This is a genomic window from Pseudovibrio sp. Ad46, assembly GCF_001623065.1.
GTDB lineage: Bacteria > Pseudomonadota > Alphaproteobacteria > Rhizobiales > Stappiaceae > Pseudovibrio.
The window spans coordinates 37,959-54,436 of the sequence record NZ_LMCG01000078.1 but is presented as its reverse complement, the minus strand read 5'-3'; the positions used below and the strand labels follow the sequence as shown (position 1 = coordinate 54,436).

The window sequence follows — 16,478 nt, the reverse complement described above, 5'->3', positions numbered from 1 at the left end:
ACGCAGAACTATTCAAAACCGACGCTTGCGCTACCACGCACAAGCCGCTTAACATCAACACGCAATTGGGCCAGACACTCCACTAATCGAAAGCCAATTTTGTCCAACTATCTTTGACGACGGACACGAGGTTGAACTGCTCAAAGCGTGCAAATCTGACTTCGCCCAGACGTGAGCCTGTAAGAAGGCATAGGCGGATCACATCAGCCCCGCGTTTGTCTTTGCTGTTCTCGAGCGCATCAGACAGACGGTTGATCTCAGCAAGTGACAAGAACCGCTCGCGGGCATTCTCTAGCCTTTTGTGGAACCCTTGCGCTGGGTTATCAGGACGCATCTTCCACTGCACCGATAGATTAAACATTTTGCGTAGGATCTCGCCGAGACGATTGGCTCGAATAGGTTTGGATTTTGGTTTGCTTCGGCGTTTGAGTTTCTTTGCGGGACGATGTCGCCCAGCGGCCACGTTGCTGAGCAGCTTGTTGACATCCGCAGGTGAAATCTCGCGCACCAGAAGGTTCTTCCACTGTGGCAGCACCAGCTTACTCAGCATGGAAATCTGGTCTGCCTGATTGCGGGCGGCAAGTTTGGGTAGGTGCTCATCGATATAACGCTCAATAAGATCGCTTACGCGCGGCACAACACGTTCTGCTTCCCGGTCGCCCAACGGGTCGTAATCAAGCTCAATCTCCCGGCGGATGGTTTTGGCTCGCTCTCGTGCTGCGACTACACTCCAGGCCGGCCATTGGCCGATGGTGTAGCGACGCTGGCGGCCATTGACGCGATAGGACACGTTAAACGCCTTGGTACCGGACTTGTAGATCACCAGTGCAAAGCCGGCGACCACGCTGTCAAACAGCTGGTATTGCCGAACTGTGGGCTTTGCAGTGCGAGCAATCTTTTCTGTAAGGCGCTGACGACTTGGCACAATCCATTCCCCCTCACATAACATCCAAGTAATGCGTAGTGTGCCAACTCTTGCAAGATCCAAGTCTCCTAGTATGGCGCACTCACACTTGCAGGAAAGCCTAATAGAAGCCGGTCTTGGGCGTATAGGCGCTCAAAGGCAATGAAAAGTAGAAGGGGTGCGCATAAGACGCCAGACCAGAAGAAAAATCACACCTGCGAAAGAACTGGAAGATGACAGTGACAAACCAGGGCCGCCAGCTTCATCTAGGTTGCATATCAAGCTCAATCCTGAGCGATCTTCATCTGAAAGGTTGATTTTCGCTGGCTGGGGTCGCCAGCCGTTCTTCTGGAAGGAGCTGTTTTGAAGGGCATTTAGGGTGCGAAGGGCCTCTGATACGGCTCAAAGAGCGCCTTGCCTTTGAGGGGCTGTTCCGATTTTCCCTTATATATCAAGGTCGGGCCATTTTTTGGCTTAGGTTGGGCCAAAAATGGCCAGCTTCTTTTTATAATGTTTTCAATGTGTTGCGCTAAGTTCGTGGATCTGTTGTGGGGCTCCGGGCCATTTCTGGCCCGAGATCGCTTCCCTCTCCACTCAGGATTTATGTCAGAGTAGTGTGCCTGGCAGATCCATTTTCCCTAGTTGTTTCAATAGTATGTGTTCGTTCCTGCATTGCGTTGAGGAGACTTAATCCGACTTGGCATGCAAGTTGCAATTGTGTTGGTACGCAGCTGCAGACTGGTGTCTGGGGCTGTGGCCCATTGTTGTCAAATGGGGTTCATTTATTTGTTTTGCTGCGTCTATCCGCAAACGGAGGGCGCTCACCAGGAGCATACTATGCCAACACCCGCTTATATCACCATTGAAGGGTCAACTCAGGGTCCAATCACTCAAGGCGCGTTCACTGAGGATTCCGTCGGTAACGTGTGGCAGGAAGGTCATGAAGACGAGATCATGGTACAAGGCCATTGATCATACCGTCATCATTCCGCGTGATATCCAGTCCGGTCAGCCAGCTGGTCAGCGCGTGCATACGCCGTTCAAGTTCACCTGCTCCATGAACAAGTCCATCCCGCTGCTGTATAATGCGCTGGTCTCCGGTGAGATGCTGCCTAAATGTGAAGTCAAATGGTACCGCACCAATTCTTCCGGCAAGCAGGAGCATTTCTTCTCCACCTCCTTTGAAGATGCACTGATCACCAACATCGAGTGTGGCCTGCCGCATTGTCAGGATCCGAAGAATGCTGACTTCACTCAGCTGATCACCATTGAGCTGTCATACCGCAAGATCATGTGGGAACACACAGTCTCCGGCACATCTGGTGCTGACGACTGGCGTGCACCTGCTGCTTAAGCCTTCCTTCCTGATGGGAATGGAAGTCAGATCCGGGCCAGCTTTGGCCCGGACACTGTCTATGGTGGAGTTAGGCCATGGGCAGTCTTTGATTTGAGCCTGATCTGCGGAGTTGGAATATGAAGTTTGTCTCTGGCAAAGCCTCAGCGAAGCGCGGCTACCTGCGCAGCTTCTTTCGCAGCTTGTTGTGGCGGCGGCGCAAGGTGGAGGCGATTGCAGAAGCAGCTCCCAAAGAGTGCGATCCGGCAGGCACGGCGCATGTGGTCTTGCAAGGCCGTGACCGGCCTGAGCGCTCATCAGATGCTCTGCACGAAGATCTGTCTGAAGAGCTGGAGATCCGGGGCTTTCTGGATCAGTTTCCAGGTCACCGCTTGATGGTCAAGCCAGGGGATCAGCCCCACAAGGAGATATTCTGATGGTCTACCCGCTGGCGGAACAACGCATGGCAGCAGAGCTGATCAATCCACGCCAGGATGAAGCAGTGGTGATGGACATGGAGCTGTTCGCACAAGCCGTGGTAGACGCCCATCAAAGCCTAGGAGCAACAACAGGTGGTGCGCTGGATCTGGCGAGCCTGCCAGTGCTGCTACGCGACATGAAGGGTGGTCAGACACTCTTGAAGGAAATTGGTTTGCAGGGGCGCTATTACACAAAGGTAGTGAATGGCAAGACATACGTGGTGTTTAAGGGATACTCTGCCCTGCGTGAGACCTTAAAGGGCACACGGTATCTGTCCACTTCCCCCAAAGTCGTCGCCTTTGGCATTGGCCCGGAGGCACTAAAATCAGCAGGTAGGTCAAACGCAGTCATCATGATCACCTGTTATGTGGCGCTCGATGTGATGCAGTTCATCATGAGTGATGAGAAGCTCTATCATGAGCTGTTTGCCAACATCATTACAGATGTTGCCATTGGCACCGTGGCTTTGGCTGCAGGGACGCTGGCAGCTGGTTGGCTGGCTGGACTAACTGTGATTGCGCTTCCCGCCCTTGCTGTTGCTGGAGGAGCGATCGTTGTTGGAATGATCGCTGGTATTGCTTTAACCGAACTCGACAAGGCGTTTGGTATCCGGGAAAAACTTGGCCAAGCTCTGTACTGGACGGGTAAGGCAATTGCCCATGGAATTCAGGAGACAGGGCGGATCATTCGTGAAGCACAAATTTCCATGCGCCAGAAGGTGGAAGAGTTTGAACGCCGCAGCAATAGTTTCTTGTATCGGCTAGAGCGTGAGATCATCTGGCACTTTGGCGGTTCGGATCTGTATAACCAGATCTACCGGAGGTAGCGATGTTTGACTGGTGTTTTGACCGCATTGAGAAATCCGCAAATTGGCTGGCTGCTGATCTCAAACGGACACATGTTGCAATGCTGGTTTTGGATTGTCTGGTTGTTTTCCTGTGCTGGATCATCCTCTCTGATATCTTTCTTTTATTCGGGCATGCTCAGGACCTTCTGATTGTCCCGCGCGGAAAGACTCAATGGGTTCTTGCAGGGCTTTGTCTTCCTGTTCTCCATTTCGCTCTTACTCCTTGGGGCCAAAGATGGATCAAACGCTCAGCCAAAAGCTTCTCAGCAGCATTCTTAATCATTGCTGTTGGCGGGGCCTTTCTTGGGGTTGTGATCACCGACTATGCCCGTACTCAGGCTATCGCAGCTGGATACCGCTCCTGTGACCAAACTTTTTTGAATGACTTTCAACGCAAGGACGAAACGCTGGTGGCTCCCGGTGTGTTGTGTCCGCCAACCTCTGTTGCTGGCAAACCCTATCCACCGCCAGCGGTGAGGCCCTAACGAGCCTCCCAGACCATTCTCAATTCTTATAGTTCCTTTGTTTTTTCTTTTGCCAGTGAGTTTGTTATGAATGCTATTGTCCAAATCCCGCAGCTCTTTCAACAACAAGATCTGGCCTTCACCTTTGCAGCTCCTGCGCAGCCCAACGCGGAGTTGCTGGTCACCGGGTTCTCGGCAACAGAGCGCCTTAACGGGCTCACGCAGATCCAGATTGAGCTAGCCAGTCCTGACAACGCGCTGGACTTGCATGGCCTGCTGGATACGCCTGCCACGCTGACCATTCATCACAAATACGAGGGCCTGCGCCATCTCTCCGGAGTGATTGCGGAGATTGCTCGCGGTAATGAAGGCCATCATCGCACCAGTTACTCACTCACGCTGCTGCCCAGCCTGCACCGGCTGGCCCATGGCTCTGACTGCCGGATCTTTCAGAAGAAGAGCGTACCCGAGATCGTCAAGATCCTGCTTAAGGAGCACGGCGTAGAGGATGTGAAGTGGGATCTGACCGAGCCTCATGAGGCCCGTGAATATTGCGTGCAGTACCGGGAAAGTCACTTAAGCTTTCTAGATCGTATCACCGCAGAGGAAGGCATTTGGTACTACTTTACCTATGGTGCCAACGGCCAACATACCCTGCACTTCATTGATAACCCGCAGATTGTCTCGCAGCTGTCAGACCAAGCGAGCCTGGAATACAACGCCATGGCGGGCGGGGCGGTCAAAGGCGTTTATTGCAACAGCTTTGTCCTGCGTGAGCAGCTACGCGCCACCAGCTTCATGCAGCGTGATTATTCGTTCAAGAACCCACCTTACAACCAGCAGCACACCCATCAGCGCGGTGAGGACAACGGTTCAGCTGGAGACTATGCGCTCTATGAATATCCGGGACGTTACAAGGCAGATGGCGTCGGCAAGCCGTTCACAAAACACCGGCTGGAAGCTGCTCGCGTAGAAGCCACCACAGGTCATGGCGCCACCAATGCCATTCACCTGATGGTGGGCCATCAGTTTGCGCTCACAGACCACCCGAACAGCGATTACAACATCAAGTATCATTTGCTGTCCGTCTCGCATCAGGGCAGTCAGCCGCAAGCGGTGGCGGAGCTGGCGGGCAGCGGCACCACCACTTACAGCGCCGGGTTTGAAGTCATGCCCGCGCGTCTGCCATACCGGCCCAAACTGCACCAAAAGCCATTGGTGGACGGCCCGCAGATTGCCCATGTGACCGGCCCTGAGGGCGAAGAGATCTACTGCGATGAACATGGCCGGGTCAAAGTCTGGTTCCCCTGGGACCGCCACGGCAAGAAGAACGACACCTCCTCCTGCTGGATCCGCGTTTCCTCCAACTGGGCCGGCACCAGCTGGGGGCACATCGCCATCCCCCGCATCGGCCACGAAGTCATCGTAGACTTCCTCGAAGGTGACCCCGACCAACCCATCATCACTGGGCGGACGTATCACAACAACAACAAGTCTCCTTACCAGCTGCCAGACCACAAGACCAAAATGGTCATCAGATCCGACAGCCATAAAGGCGAGGGATTTAATGAGATCTCGTTTGAGGACCAATCTGGTCAGGAACAGATCTATGTTCATGCCCAGAAAGACCAGGACATTCATGTCGAGAATAACCGTGCCAAGCGTGTCGATGTGAACCAGTCAGAAAGCATCGGCCACAACAAATCCATCGAAGTGGGCAACAGCCACCACGAAGTCATTGGTGGCAATATGACGTTGATGGTTGGCCCCAACAAGCTACAGCAGTTTGTTACCGAGAAGTTCAAATCCGTAGAAAAAGCCCTCGGCAAGAAAATCGGCGGCATTGCCGGAACCCTTGGCAAGTTCGGCCTCAACATGGGCGAAGGCAATCTGGTTATCGCAGTTGGTAAAAACAAAGCTGAGACTGTGATGGTTTCTTCGTCTGAAGTCATCGGCGGAGCGAAAACCACGGCAGTTGGTGGTGGTTATCAGTTGTCCGTTGGGGGCATTGAGAACAAATCAGTACTCATGGGAGCCTACGAAGAGGTTGGTCAGAACAAGACGATTGTTGTCGGCAAAACCTTCGAGATTGTCTGCGGCAAATCCAAAATCGTCATGGAGGAAGCGGGCAACATAAAAATCGAAGGCGTTAACATCAGCATCAATGGTTCTTCGCAGATCGTCCAGAAGGGCGGCAAAATCAAGCTGAACTAAGGGGCGTCAGATGCGCAGATATGATGATGGTGAATTTGTTGCCAAAGAACCGATACGTCGCAAGTTGCGAGATCAGTATCGGAGCAAGTTTTTTGCAGACGCTGGTGGGAAACCTCTGAAAGATCCCTTCGATTACGACCCTGATCCTAAAGCCCAACATGGGATCGTGTTGGGCCTCATTGATAAGGCCATGGATCTCCAGGAAGGTGATAAAAGTGCTCTTGTCGCGATGAAGTCCGATATGGTGAGTTCATTACTGAGCGTCCCTGTTGTTGGTGCAAGCAAGGTCGCACGCCCCGTCCTGGATGCAACAATTACACCAGCTATTGGCACAAGTCATTTTCTAAACCTCTTTGGAGGGAAGAGTAATGACTGACTCTGATTTCCACCTTCCAGACACGCAGCCAGGTGGCATGCATGTTGACGGTCAATCCTGTATCGGTCACGCGGCGGATCGTGCCAAAGAATACGCAGCCACAATTCACTTTATCGGCCTACTTGCTTGTCTTACTGGCACACCTGAAGAGCAGGAAGAGGCGCGTGCGCTTGTCAGACAGGCCATTGAAGAATTTGGACTACCGACAAATTTAAGCTCAGCGCGAGATGCGGAAGTAGATACTCGCAGAGCCTATGAGCGAGCCCGCGCAGAACACGGGCTTGCAACAGCATTGGGTGACACAGCGCGTGCGCGTGCAGCAAAGCTGGCTGAAGAGAAGGCTTATGCCACTTACCGGCAAGCCTATGACCACCGTACAGCTGTCATGCATGGAAGCTTCAACGCTTTTTTTGAAAACCTTTGGACATCGTTCAAGACGATTTATCAAGATGCGATTACTGCCATTGATAACGGCACCTGGAAGGTTGCTCTATGCAAGGCAGCTGTCGATGCTGGATATGCCGTCACTGAAGAAGGCATTGCGCTGGCCCTTGTGGGGTTAGGGCTGGGAGTTGCGGCTTTGACGCTCAAATTCGTCGGGCGCGTCGCAAAACCTGGATCAAACCTTGTTAAGGTCTTTGTTCGCAGTGAACGGAACTTTCTGAAGCAAGACAGTTTTGATCCTTCGAAACCAGCGGTTGTTGAGAAAAGTGTTGGTGACATCGACACGTCCACTGACCTTTCAGATGCAGAGAAAAAACTCTTAGGGTCAGATAATCAGGGCACGACCGCGCCGGACCGGGACAAAGGTGCTGCCGAAGCGAAGGGTGGTGGGGAACAGCAATCAAACGATAATGATGCAGAAGACAAGAAAAACAAAAAGTCGCGCTCAATAGAGGAGCTTCTGCCAGATGGTAAGGTACCGACACTTACAAAAGGATTCGAAAAGTGGTTTGATGAATTAAGTCCAGATGAGTTAGATAAGTTATGGGCTATTCCCAAGCATCACAGAGCGATTAAACGGCAAATGCTAAACGGGGGGGAGAAGCATGAATGGTTAAAGCGCTCTCAGTTGCCAAAACTAAAACGGCTTGGTTTTAGTGCTGCGGAAGTTATGGATTGGACTTCTCCAACTAAACTCACTGAGGGGCCAGATCCAACTCGCCAACCCGGCGAGCGTTGGCGTCACAGTAAAGAGGGAGGAGGGCGTGGCTCTGGAGTTGGTTCCAAGAAAATGCATGAGTCCCTTGATGAAATAATTGAGACTGCAGAAAGTAGGCAAGAACTTCTGCGACGATTAGGTTATTGGGCAAATTCTTGGCTGGATAATGGAGTTGATAGCTTTCCCGATAAACTCAAAGAGGCGATAACAACAGCAGGTGGCGGATAAAAGGTATAATTAAATGGGAATGCTAGAAGATTGGAAAGAATATCTGAATGGTTCTAGCCATTTTGATGCAGATGATTTTGCTGCACTATTAACAGACACTGCAGACATTGTGTCGCCAGAAGAGGCATTTAAGGCGCTTAAAGACAGTCTTAGACTAATAGAAAAAACAAATAAATTGAGGCTTGATTGCAGTTTTACGGGATTGTACTTCGTGCAAAATGAGGAGAAGAAACTCGATAGGCAAGAGATACATGATCTAGCGTTAAGTTATAGGGATAATATAGCAAATTTCTTACTTGCAAAGAATGAATCTGAATTGGCATCTCAAGTAAATATAAGTAATATTAAGTATGTTGAAGAATATGAAACTTATCATAATTTGCGTGGTGATCGAAGTTTGCCATGGCTAGGTATCAATGATGAGATGTCAAATTATTTTGGAGACTACCTAGATCAAGATGAAAGATTCTACGGAGTAGAAGAGGCGATTTTACATCTTACCATGTCTCCCGAAATTACAAGATATTTGATGCAAGAACTCGTGGGCTTCCCTGTAGACCATACACCTTTCTATAAACTGTGGGTTGGTGGTGGTAATGTTGCCTTCATGGAAGGGGAAATCATTTTATTGAGCCCTACCAGGTAGGTCTAAGTTTGCTGTTTTGAGGTTTAGATGCCAGCTGCCTATAGAAAAGGCGATATTGCCGCGGGTCATGGGTGTTTTCCGCCTACGCCTTCCTCTGCCGGAAGCCCTGATGTGTTTGTAAATGCTATTGCTGTGGTGCGTGTCGGTGACGGCGTTATTCCGCATGGTTGCGGCAATTGTCCACCTCATCCTCGTTCCATGTCCGCAGGATCTGGATCCGTGTTCGTCAATGGCCGTGCAGTGTGTCGAGTGGGCGATGCTGTTGGGTGTGGTGGCTCTGCTTCCGCTGGATCGGGGGATGTTGAAATTGGTGGCTGATCAAGACACATCAAAGCCTGGAGTATTTGACTTAGGAGAAGGCCTCACACCGGTAGATATATGGCAAGGCCTTCATGCCAGCGAACCTCTCTGGATTGCGTCTGCGGGCGTTGAGGGCGGCAAAGAAAATCAGACCCGTATTGACGAGACAGATCTAAGCCTTCTGAAGAAACTAGGATCCTTCCCTGCGAAAAGATGGGCTCAGATGTGTGATGGCATCGGCTGGACGGCGCTCGGCGCGGTAGCATTGTCCTGGTGCCAAAGTTCTAACGATCAAGCCTTCAAAGTCGCTTGGTCGAGCGCAGTGAACGATGAAAAACTCAGTGATAGTCAAAAGCGGGCATTAAAGTTGGCAAAGGCTTACGATTAAGACGGTACTCGGTGCACCTGAGTTAATGTCTCAAGAGTATCCTGATCACCTTGAGGTCCTGTCCCAGTGTTGGGATGAAGGAAACGTAAGTTCTTGAGTCAACACCACGTCAACATTAAAGGCACAGTTGTAAAAGCCTGATGAGACAATGCTGGGGGCCAAGTGGCATATGTTCTTCTAACGGATTGGGATGAGATGTAGTTTCTAATTGGCTTGCGGAGTTAATATATTCCACGTACGCTACTAATGCTCGATTGAACTATCATTCGTAGGCGTAGCCAACAAGCCAGGCGCTTAACTGAGCGGCAATGGCTTAGTCAATGCGTATAATGCTGGCGTTTGCTGCGATGCGGAAAATTGAAAATGCATGTGGCTGTTTCAAGGTGCAACGGGCCAACTCTGGACATTCGAGCTATTCCCCTAGGGTTTTAGATTTTGCCCATAAATTGCTGTCTACTATTGGTTTTTGGCTCATCTCTCACTGTTATCTTCGCAAATATGGTCACAACACTCCATTATTCAAATCAAATGATCAGTCTATTACCCCCCCAAAAAAAATAGACAACCCTGAGCCTGTTTACCTTTCTAAACTTTGCGATCATCAAAGCAGTCGATATCGATAGCGTCTAGCTTTCCCTCAGGTTCCACGCTCACTTTTCAGAGTGTAAGCAGCGTTTGCTGTGATCTGAACAAATATAGATGCCTTCAGAAAGGAACGTTCGTACTAATAAGGCTCGGTCAATCTCTAGCGGTTTCCAATGCTGGTGATCGACGGCTATGCATTAGGAAAATACTGGCATAGACCAGTAGCCCGAGAGTTGGCATAACAGTCAAAAGCCAGAGAGCAGATTGCACATCATAGTTAAACCAGATGTATCCCAGTAACGCGGGGAAGACTATACGTGCGCCACTCACTGTAAGGTCAACCAATGCTAGGAAACGACCCTTACAATGCTCCGGTGCATTCTTCGAGACGTAAGCCGGTAGAATAATGGAGTAGATGATTTCTCCAAGAGACCAGAATGTAATCCCTAGTAGCAATGCCGTCGTGTTGAACCCGATAACGATCGTCAGCATGCCAACAACCCAGAAGCAAGCAGATATAACCATCATAAGCGGCTCACTACGGTCTCGTATCAAACGCTCGACAATGAACGATGCGCCAAGGACGATTGCTGCATTCAATGTGTAGACAGCACCAACCATTATCTCACTGGTATGAAATACGTTTTTTAGCAATAACGGCACCAGATACTCCATGCCGAATAATACACCTATTAGCAGGATACCGGACAAGCAGAATACCGTAAGCGCTGGGGACGCAATGAGAAGTTGTATTAAGCTTTGGTTATTCTGCGTTTGCTGGGCTTTTTGCTGACTACCACCGATTGTTGCTTTTAGTCCAAAATATATGAGTAACAAGCAAATCGTCTTGGATAGAATGTCGCCATAAAATACAAGCTCAAATGAGCGCACTGCAAGCACACCACCGAGTAATGGCCCAAAAGCCATGCCTAAGTTTTTGAAAACATAGTCATTAGCATAGGCAAACTGCCGTTGCTCTGTAGAAGACAATTTGGCGATCAATAGACTACCAGCTGGCCCGTACATCCCCATGCCAAGTAGTCCGACAAAGAGAAAAAAAGTATAAGCATAAGGAGATGCATTCTGGGTCATCAGGCCCCAATAACCGATGATATTGATAGAAAATGATAAGAGAATAACTCCTTTTGCTTGCCAACGGTCGACTAGACTGCCGCTCAGCAGATTACCCAGGATCATTCCCAAGCTACCAACTGACAGCATAGTGCCTGCAGCAGCGACAGATAAACCGCGCCCATTTACGAGATATAGGGTGAGGAAGGGATAGACAAACATACCCAATCTATTCACCAGCGAGCAGAGGAAAATGAAATATAGTTGCCGGGGTAACTGTTGGAAGTCTTTGGCTATAGTAAACATATCAGTTACCTACTTGGATCTGGAAGGCTTCGCGAATGTTTCGAAATTTCTGGGCGACCCCTGCAAAATCATCGCCATGACAAATGTAATAGCCCAGCACTTCATAGCAATGTTCAGCCTCTTTCAGAACATCTCCCTTCTGCGCCCACACTTCGGCTTCAAGGACTGAAGGTAACGCGCGTATGGCGTCACTGTCACTGATCTGTGTTATAGAACCTGTAACCAGAGTGGAAAGGTATTCGGCACCAAAACTTGTCGTGTAGTCTTGGGTGATATGGGCTTCTTCATTAAGATCAAGCCTGACCCATTGTTCTACCAGATCAAATCCGTAGGCATGGTTGATAAGGGAAATTATGGGGCCCCCACCACAGCGAGCAGCAGACTCGCCGAAGTAAATTTCTCCATCGTCAGTAAGATAGAACTCAGTATGAGCAACACCTGTGTGCATGCCAAAATGATTTAAGAGGTGTCGACATTGCGCAAGAATGTCTCTCTGCTCTATATTTTCACCCTGGCCGAGGGTGATAACGCCTTGGTGTTGTCCTGACTCTTTATAGTCAATAATATTGTAAGTATACTGCGAAAGATTGTCGAAAACGGTCTCACCATTCTGCACTAAGCTATCGATAAAATATTGAACTCCATGAATATATGCCTCGACACGGTAATCATGGCGTTCATTACGAATTTTCTTCCAAATTTCCTCAAGTTGCTCCGGCGTTTCAACCTTAAAGGTATTACCGCAGCCATAACCGTCATATGGTTTGATAATTATCGGATAACCGTGTTGTCCTGCGAACTCATCTAAGGTGGCCCTTGTATGGGGAACGCAGCAATGAGGTGTTTTAAGGCCGAGTTCTTTAGCACGCTGTTGCATCACGTTTTTATCTCTAAAATGGATGCCGGCTGCTGGTCGTAATCCGACAATATTATTGTCTTCCCTGCACAGACAAGCAGTGTAAACATCTTCATCGTGGAAAACAAAAATACGTTCGATCGCTTCCTTAGAGCAAATCTCAGCCACTCGTGCACGCACGTCGGGCACTGAACTCAAGTCAATAAACTCATATGCCATGAGCTTATTGAGCATGCTTTTCGGTGGCGTGCTTCCAGAATGGAACATAACATGCAAAGAATATTTCAGATCCTTTATAACTCTCACGAAATTGTCGAGATATTTAAAGTGCATGGCAACTTCACCACGAAAAAATATTACGATCTTTTTCATAATTTAAAGAATCCTATTTGAAATCTATATTAAGTTACAAAATTTATTAGTTTACCAATCTCACCAATACTGGGAGACCAATCTGCCCTACAGCCTGTCGCCAATCTGGATCGCACTCCAATTAGAACTCTCCTGAATATAGGCATCAAACGCACTTGTCTTTTGTTTTTCTTGACAAATTAGCGCAATGGCTCGTAGTCAATTGTATTTCTAATCGTGTACTTGGTATGCGTACATAGAAGTCAGCTTAAGTTAAGCTAGATGAATCGCTCTAAAGTAACTCTCAATAAGATTAAAATAAATAACCAAAAAGACAATCTTATATTGAAAGCAAAAACATATAAGCGTGTAGATTAAAAAAATGCAACCCAAAATATTAGCAGCAAATAGCCTCAACCCACGAGCTAAAGGCTTTCTGATCGCCTCCCTATGAGTTGATTACTGTGTGCAAAAACTAGAAAATGCCTGCTTTGATGAGTTAAATTACTTATTTATCAGATGAAGTCCATACAGAGTTCATGGATTACTTTAAAATAGCATGAAATTTAGTATCTGGTGGCCTGATCCTGTCTCATAGCGTTCATTGCCATTATTCTTAATTCATGGAGCGACGGCTTTGTTATTTTTCAATGAACAAGGCCAAGCTATTTAGAGAACTACCTCAATGTAATATATGTATAAAAATCCTCTTTATATAATAATATATTTAATGTTACTTATTTTAATTAATCTAATGCACGTATATTGTTAATAATATCGAATTTTGTATGAATAAATATTTCTCATTATATAATATACTTCTAGTAATTGATTGATATGAGTTAATTTTGTTAACATAAGTGCAATATTAATAAATTATACTTTGAGGTTATACATGGTTGATCTTCGCATAGGCGATGAAAATCTTTTAAATACACGCTTTAAATACATGGCACGAAACACAATTGATTACTGGATGGTCCCAGATAGTAAGAAATTAAGTGAGACGGAAATAGTTCAGTGTATTTCCGCAGCTCCAGTAACTGATGAAACAACATTCCAGCTGTACCTTCACATCCCGTTTTGCGCCCAGAAATGTTCATTCTGTGCATTCTCCGGAGGCAATACTCTGGATTTCGCTAATGCGGGTGAATATATTGACCTGTTGATTCAGCAACTCCGCAAGATACTGCAAATTACGCCCACTTATGGTCAAAAACGTATTCGTTCCATACACATTGGAGGCGGGAGCCCAGATCTGGTGCGTAGCCATATCGGAAGACTTTTAAGTTATGTACGTTCGCTAGAGGGTATGGATGAAAACACGGAGATCGCAGTTGAATGTGCTCCAGCAACAACCAAACCTGATTTTCTGGACGAACTGATTATTCATGATGTGACAAAGCTCAGCTTCGGCGTGCAAAGCATCAATCCAGATATCAGGGCTAATATCCGTCTGCCGCGATCAATGCGTAAGGTAGAAGAGTTATGTGAATACGTTGGTGGCAAGATTCCAATCGTAAATACCGACTTTATCACCGGTTTGCCTGGTCAAACACTTGCTGATGTTGAAGCGGATTTGGATTATGCTTTGAAGCACCCCATCATCAATGCCGTCAGTACATACCTACTGACACCAGGTGCAGCGCCATCTTTGGTTGCGGATGTGAAAAGCGAAAAGGTGCCTCATGTGCCAACGCATAAAGAACAGGCAATCATGCGATTGCATTCCTACAGTACTCTGCAGCAGTCAGGTTGGGTTCGTTGTGGAACAAACACTTATGTCGACAAAGCTTCCGTTAGTAAGGAAATCATCGATCATTTGCCGGGCAACGAATGTATTGGGGCAGCACATTACGATACGTTTCTGATTGCCGCTGGTGCACAGGCTATCGGTTCAGCACCAGGTGTCCGGTTTGAAAACACTGTAGATACCAATCATTGGAAAGAAGCTGTGCGTAATGGTGAGTTTGGTTTCAACCTCAGAAAGTCAGCACTTCATCACCAGAAGGACATGTCTTTGTGGACGTTCCCATTGTTTTATGAAAGGCTGAGAAAAGATCGCCTTCAAGCAATGATTGATGCCGGAGATGTGGATGAAGCACAGCTCTCTACTCTACAAGATTTGATCAATGAAGCGCTTGTCATCGAGGGACCTCATGATTACCGACTTTCGATATTGGGAGAGGTTTTCATGGGCCACATAGTAAGGCTCTTGAAGAAAGAGGAAGGCCAGAAAATCATTGATGCATACATCCATGAAGGCTTCAAGATTGGTGAGGCGATTAACGCTGGTGTAATCGATCATGATAACACTGCGAATAATCGTCAGAGCGTCGTTGAACGAATTTAGGTGAGTACGGAATAGTTTATCTCATACTTTGTTATTTTTCCTAAGTTGATAATCCTTGGCTCCTTCTGCTTTTTCTAGGAGGAGCCAAGCAGAATAGCCATTCCTAACCGTGCAATGAAACCATCTGAAAAATGCGAGGCTGCAGCATATAAAGCTTAGATCCGTCCTACTGCACAATTTTGCCAATTATCGCCGTGTATAATTGGCCACGCAAATGTTTACTCTCGTTCGCAAACCTGTTTTGCCCTAGTGGAAGGCGAGTGCACTTTCTTGTCTCTCCGCACTTTTTAAGTGGGATAGCAACCAGGAATAGTAAGAGCGCCTCAATAATCAAAGGTCAACGCCAGTGCGAATGTCCGCGATTTGAGCATAAGTAACAAACTGTTGAATCTGGGCTAGTACCTGATTATTGACATAATATATTTAAATTAACTGACGCAACGGAGATTCGATATTTTACTCTTGCCGTAATATTAAATTTTCCTTTTAGCGTCGACGATACATAATCGTTGGTTCATCTCTGCTTCACCAAACGTTGCGCTCTATAGTGTTTCGGGGTTTGGTTGAATTTAGCTTTGAACCAGCGGGAGAAGTGGCTGCTGTCGGAGAAACCGCATTCATGGGCGATTTGGGTGACGGTTCGTTTTGAGTTCATGAGGCGCCAGCGAGCATGCTGGAGGCGCATGTCACGCCAGACTTCTTGTGGTGTGGCTTTTGCATGTTCAGTAAAAGCTCTGTTCAGTTGCCTGACGGTGGAACCCAGCATTTCGGCAAGCTTTTCTGTTGTGTCTGGGTCTCTCAGCTTCTGACGCATGATTTTAATGGCCTGTTCCACACGCCAGTTTCCGCATTCCTCTAAATCTTGATAGGGAAGCCGCCCAATCTCATGTGCTGATCGATGCTCGTCTACAACGAGGGCCGTCAGGCCTTTCATTCCACGAGAGCGTCCACAGTGCTTAATCAAAATTTCTACTGCAAGGTCAATCGCAGCAGTTCCACCAGGGCAGGTCAGGATACTTCCATCGCGGACATATAGCTCATTTTCTACGGGCTCTACCTTTGGAAATTGTTGCGAAAAAAGCGGGCGATGGTGCGCGTGAATTGCGGCCTTTCTACCGTTAAGGAGGCCTGCCTTGGCTATGATAAAGCTACCAGTGCAAAGTCCGATAAGTTCTGTCCCTTTGGCGTGAACGTCTCGCAAGAATGCATAGGTTTCTTCTGGAATCTGTTCCATTTGTTCAAGTTGGCCGCCGACGATGACGACATAATCATAAATCCCTGCTTCCTCAAACGTCTTCCATGGCATAACTGCAAGACCAGAACTTGATGCTACGGGTTCCAAATCATGACTTAAAACATCCCAATGGCAGAATACTTGTCTACTTCTATCAGCTTCATCTGAGGAGTGACGCACAGCATCGATAAATCCTGCTAGCGGCAGGATTGTAAACGCCGGAGCGAGAATAAAGGCAAAGCGAACGTCTGGTTCAATCTGTTCATCTGTGATGTGAGGGCTAAGCAAGCTGATACTCCCGAATCTGCAAGTAAATGTCTTTTTTGTTCTATTATTAGCCCGTTACGTACTGCATTTCTCCTTAGCTAACAAGGAGGGCA

14 protein-coding genes and 1 pseudogene are annotated in these 16,478 nt (G+C 47.9%); 11 read left to right on the top strand and 4 right to left on the bottom strand.

Translation table 11 applies throughout. The annotated features are described in order from the left end of the window. Nucleotides 1-82: 82 nt before the first annotated feature. Complete coding sequence (locus tag PsAD46_RS22215; RefSeq protein WP_063307886.1) at nucleotides 83-925, bottom strand: integrase family protein; 843 nt, start codon at nucleotides 923-925, stop codon at nucleotides 83-85. Nucleotides 926-1,741: 816 nt separating this feature from the next. Between PsAD46_RS22215 and PsAD46_RS22205 the strand changes: the two are divergent. The 10 genes and pseudogenes from PsAD46_RS22205 (at nucleotide 1,742) to PsAD46_RS22165 (ending at nucleotide 9,342) form a co-directional block, all read left to right on the top strand. Continuing rightward, nucleotides 1,742-2,258: pseudogene (locus PsAD46_RS22205) on the top strand (Hcp family type VI secretion system effector). Between the two features lie 119 nt (nucleotides 2,259-2,377). After that, nucleotides 2,378-2,674 carry a hypothetical protein gene (locus PsAD46_RS22200; protein WP_063292631.1) on the top strand — a complete coding sequence of 99 codons (297 nt, stop codon included), beginning with the start codon at nucleotides 2,378-2,380 and terminating at the stop codon, nucleotides 2,672-2,674. Further along, on the top strand, nucleotides 2,674-3,543 hold the full coding sequence (locus PsAD46_RS22195) for a hypothetical protein (RefSeq protein ID WP_063292632.1): 870 nt from the start codon (nucleotides 2,674-2,676) through the stop codon (nucleotides 3,541-3,543). The genes PsAD46_RS22200 and PsAD46_RS22195 overlap by 1 nt, the downstream gene beginning before the upstream one ends. A gap of 2 nt (nucleotides 3,544-3,545) precedes the next feature. Continuing rightward, nucleotides 3,546-4,049: a hypothetical protein gene (locus tag PsAD46_RS22190; protein ID WP_063292633.1), complete on the top strand. Its 504-nt coding sequence runs from the start codon at nucleotides 3,546-3,548 to the stop codon at nucleotides 4,047-4,049. A gap of 66 nt (nucleotides 4,050-4,115) precedes the next feature. Next, entirely contained in the window at nucleotides 4,116-6,242 is a 2,127-nt protein-coding gene (locus PsAD46_RS22185) for a type VI secretion system tip protein VgrG (protein ID WP_063307885.1), read from the top strand. A 10-nt stretch (nucleotides 6,243-6,252) separates the two neighbouring features. Further along, a complete protein-coding gene (locus PsAD46_RS22180) occupies nucleotides 6,253-6,618 on the top strand; it encodes a hypothetical protein (RefSeq protein ID WP_063292635.1) in 366 nt (121 codons plus the stop codon). Next, nucleotides 6,611-8,008, top strand: a complete 1,398-nt coding sequence (locus PsAD46_RS22175) for a hypothetical protein (protein ID WP_063292636.1) — start codon at nucleotides 6,611-6,613, stop codon at nucleotides 8,006-8,008. The genes PsAD46_RS22180 and PsAD46_RS22175 overlap by 8 nt, the downstream gene beginning before the upstream one ends. A 13-nt stretch (nucleotides 8,009-8,021) precedes the next feature. Continuing rightward, on the top strand, nucleotides 8,022-8,654 hold the full coding sequence (locus PsAD46_RS22170; protein WP_063292637.1) for a hypothetical protein: 633 nt from the start codon (nucleotides 8,022-8,024) through the stop codon (nucleotides 8,652-8,654). A gap of 27 nt (nucleotides 8,655-8,681) precedes the next feature. Further along, nucleotides 8,682-8,972, top strand: coding sequence for a PAAR domain-containing protein (locus tag PsAD46_RS27775; RefSeq protein ID WP_063288927.1), 291 nt, complete (start codon nucleotides 8,682-8,684; stop codon nucleotides 8,970-8,972). Continuing rightward, nucleotides 8,965-9,342: a hypothetical protein gene (locus PsAD46_RS22165; protein WP_084405979.1), complete on the top strand. Its 378-nt coding sequence runs from the start codon at nucleotides 8,965-8,967 to the stop codon at nucleotides 9,340-9,342. The genes PsAD46_RS27775 and PsAD46_RS22165 overlap by 8 nt, the downstream gene beginning before the upstream one ends. A 738-nt stretch (nucleotides 9,343-10,080) precedes the next feature. Here PsAD46_RS22165 and PsAD46_RS22160 read toward each other — a convergent pair. Both PsAD46_RS22160 and PsAD46_RS22155 read right to left on the bottom strand, forming a co-directional pair. Further along, entirely contained in the window at nucleotides 10,081-11,304 is a 1,224-nt protein-coding gene (locus PsAD46_RS22160) for an MFS transporter (protein ID WP_063288961.1), read from the bottom strand. Nucleotide 11,305: 1 nt separating this feature from the next. Continuing rightward, nucleotides 11,306-12,532, bottom strand: a complete 1,227-nt coding sequence (locus PsAD46_RS22155; RefSeq protein WP_063288960.1) for an ATP-grasp domain-containing protein — start codon at nucleotides 12,530-12,532, stop codon at nucleotides 11,306-11,308. Between the two features lie 874 nt (nucleotides 12,533-13,406). On the opposite strand from PsAD46_RS22155, the gene PsAD46_RS22150 reads away from it, so the two are divergent. Further along, the gene (locus PsAD46_RS22150) at nucleotides 13,407-14,864 is read left to right on the top strand and encodes a radical SAM protein (RefSeq protein ID WP_063307884.1); all 1,458 of its coding nucleotides are present in this window, start codon (nucleotides 13,407-13,409) and stop codon (nucleotides 14,862-14,864) included. A gap of 514 nt (nucleotides 14,865-15,378) precedes the next feature. Here the strand turns inward: PsAD46_RS22150 and PsAD46_RS22145 are convergent. Beyond that, nucleotides 15,379-16,386, bottom strand: a complete 1,008-nt coding sequence (locus tag PsAD46_RS22145) for a GlxA family transcriptional regulator (RefSeq protein ID WP_063288958.1) — start codon at nucleotides 16,384-16,386, stop codon at nucleotides 15,379-15,381. Nucleotides 16,387-16,478 lie beyond the last annotated feature (92 nt).

What these genes read in the sequence shown, in the direction of transcription:
- PsAD46_RS22200 (WP_063292631.1), top strand. Translation starts at nt 2,378, where the DNA reads ATGAAGTTTGTCTCTGGCAAAGCCTCAGCGAAGCGCGGCTACCTGCGC.
- PsAD46_RS22195 (WP_063292632.1), top strand. Translation starts at nt 2,674, where the DNA reads ATGGTCTACCCGCTGGCGGAACAACGCATGGCAGCAGAGCTGATCAAT.
- PsAD46_RS22190 (WP_063292633.1), top strand. Translation starts at nt 3,546, where the DNA reads ATGTTTGACTGGTGTTTTGACCGCATTGAGAAATCCGCAAATTGGCTG.
- PsAD46_RS22185 (WP_063307885.1), top strand. Translation starts at nt 4,116, where the DNA reads ATGAATGCTATTGTCCAAATCCCGCAGCTCTTTCAACAACAAGATCTG.
- PsAD46_RS22180 (WP_063292635.1), top strand. Translation starts at nt 6,253, where the DNA reads ATGCGCAGATATGATGATGGTGAATTTGTTGCCAAAGAACCGATACGT.
- PsAD46_RS22175 (WP_063292636.1), top strand. Translation starts at nt 6,611, where the DNA reads ATGACTGACTCTGATTTCCACCTTCCAGACACGCAGCCAGGTGGCATG.
- PsAD46_RS22170 (WP_063292637.1), top strand. Translation starts at nt 8,022, where the DNA reads ATGGGAATGCTAGAAGATTGGAAAGAATATCTGAATGGTTCTAGCCAT.
- PsAD46_RS27775 (WP_063288927.1), top strand. Translation starts at nt 8,682, where the DNA reads ATGCCAGCTGCCTATAGAAAAGGCGATATTGCCGCGGGTCATGGGTGT.
- PsAD46_RS22160 (WP_063288961.1), bottom strand. Translation starts at nt 11,304, where the DNA reads ATGTTTACTATAGCCAAAGACTTCCAACAGTTACCCCGGCAACTATAT.
- PsAD46_RS22155 (WP_063288960.1), bottom strand. Translation starts at nt 12,532, where the DNA reads ATGAAAAAGATCGTAATATTTTTTCGTGGTGAAGTTGCCATGCACTTT.
- PsAD46_RS22150 (WP_063307884.1), top strand. Translation starts at nt 13,407, where the DNA reads ATGGTTGATCTTCGCATAGGCGATGAAAATCTTTTAAATACACGCTTT.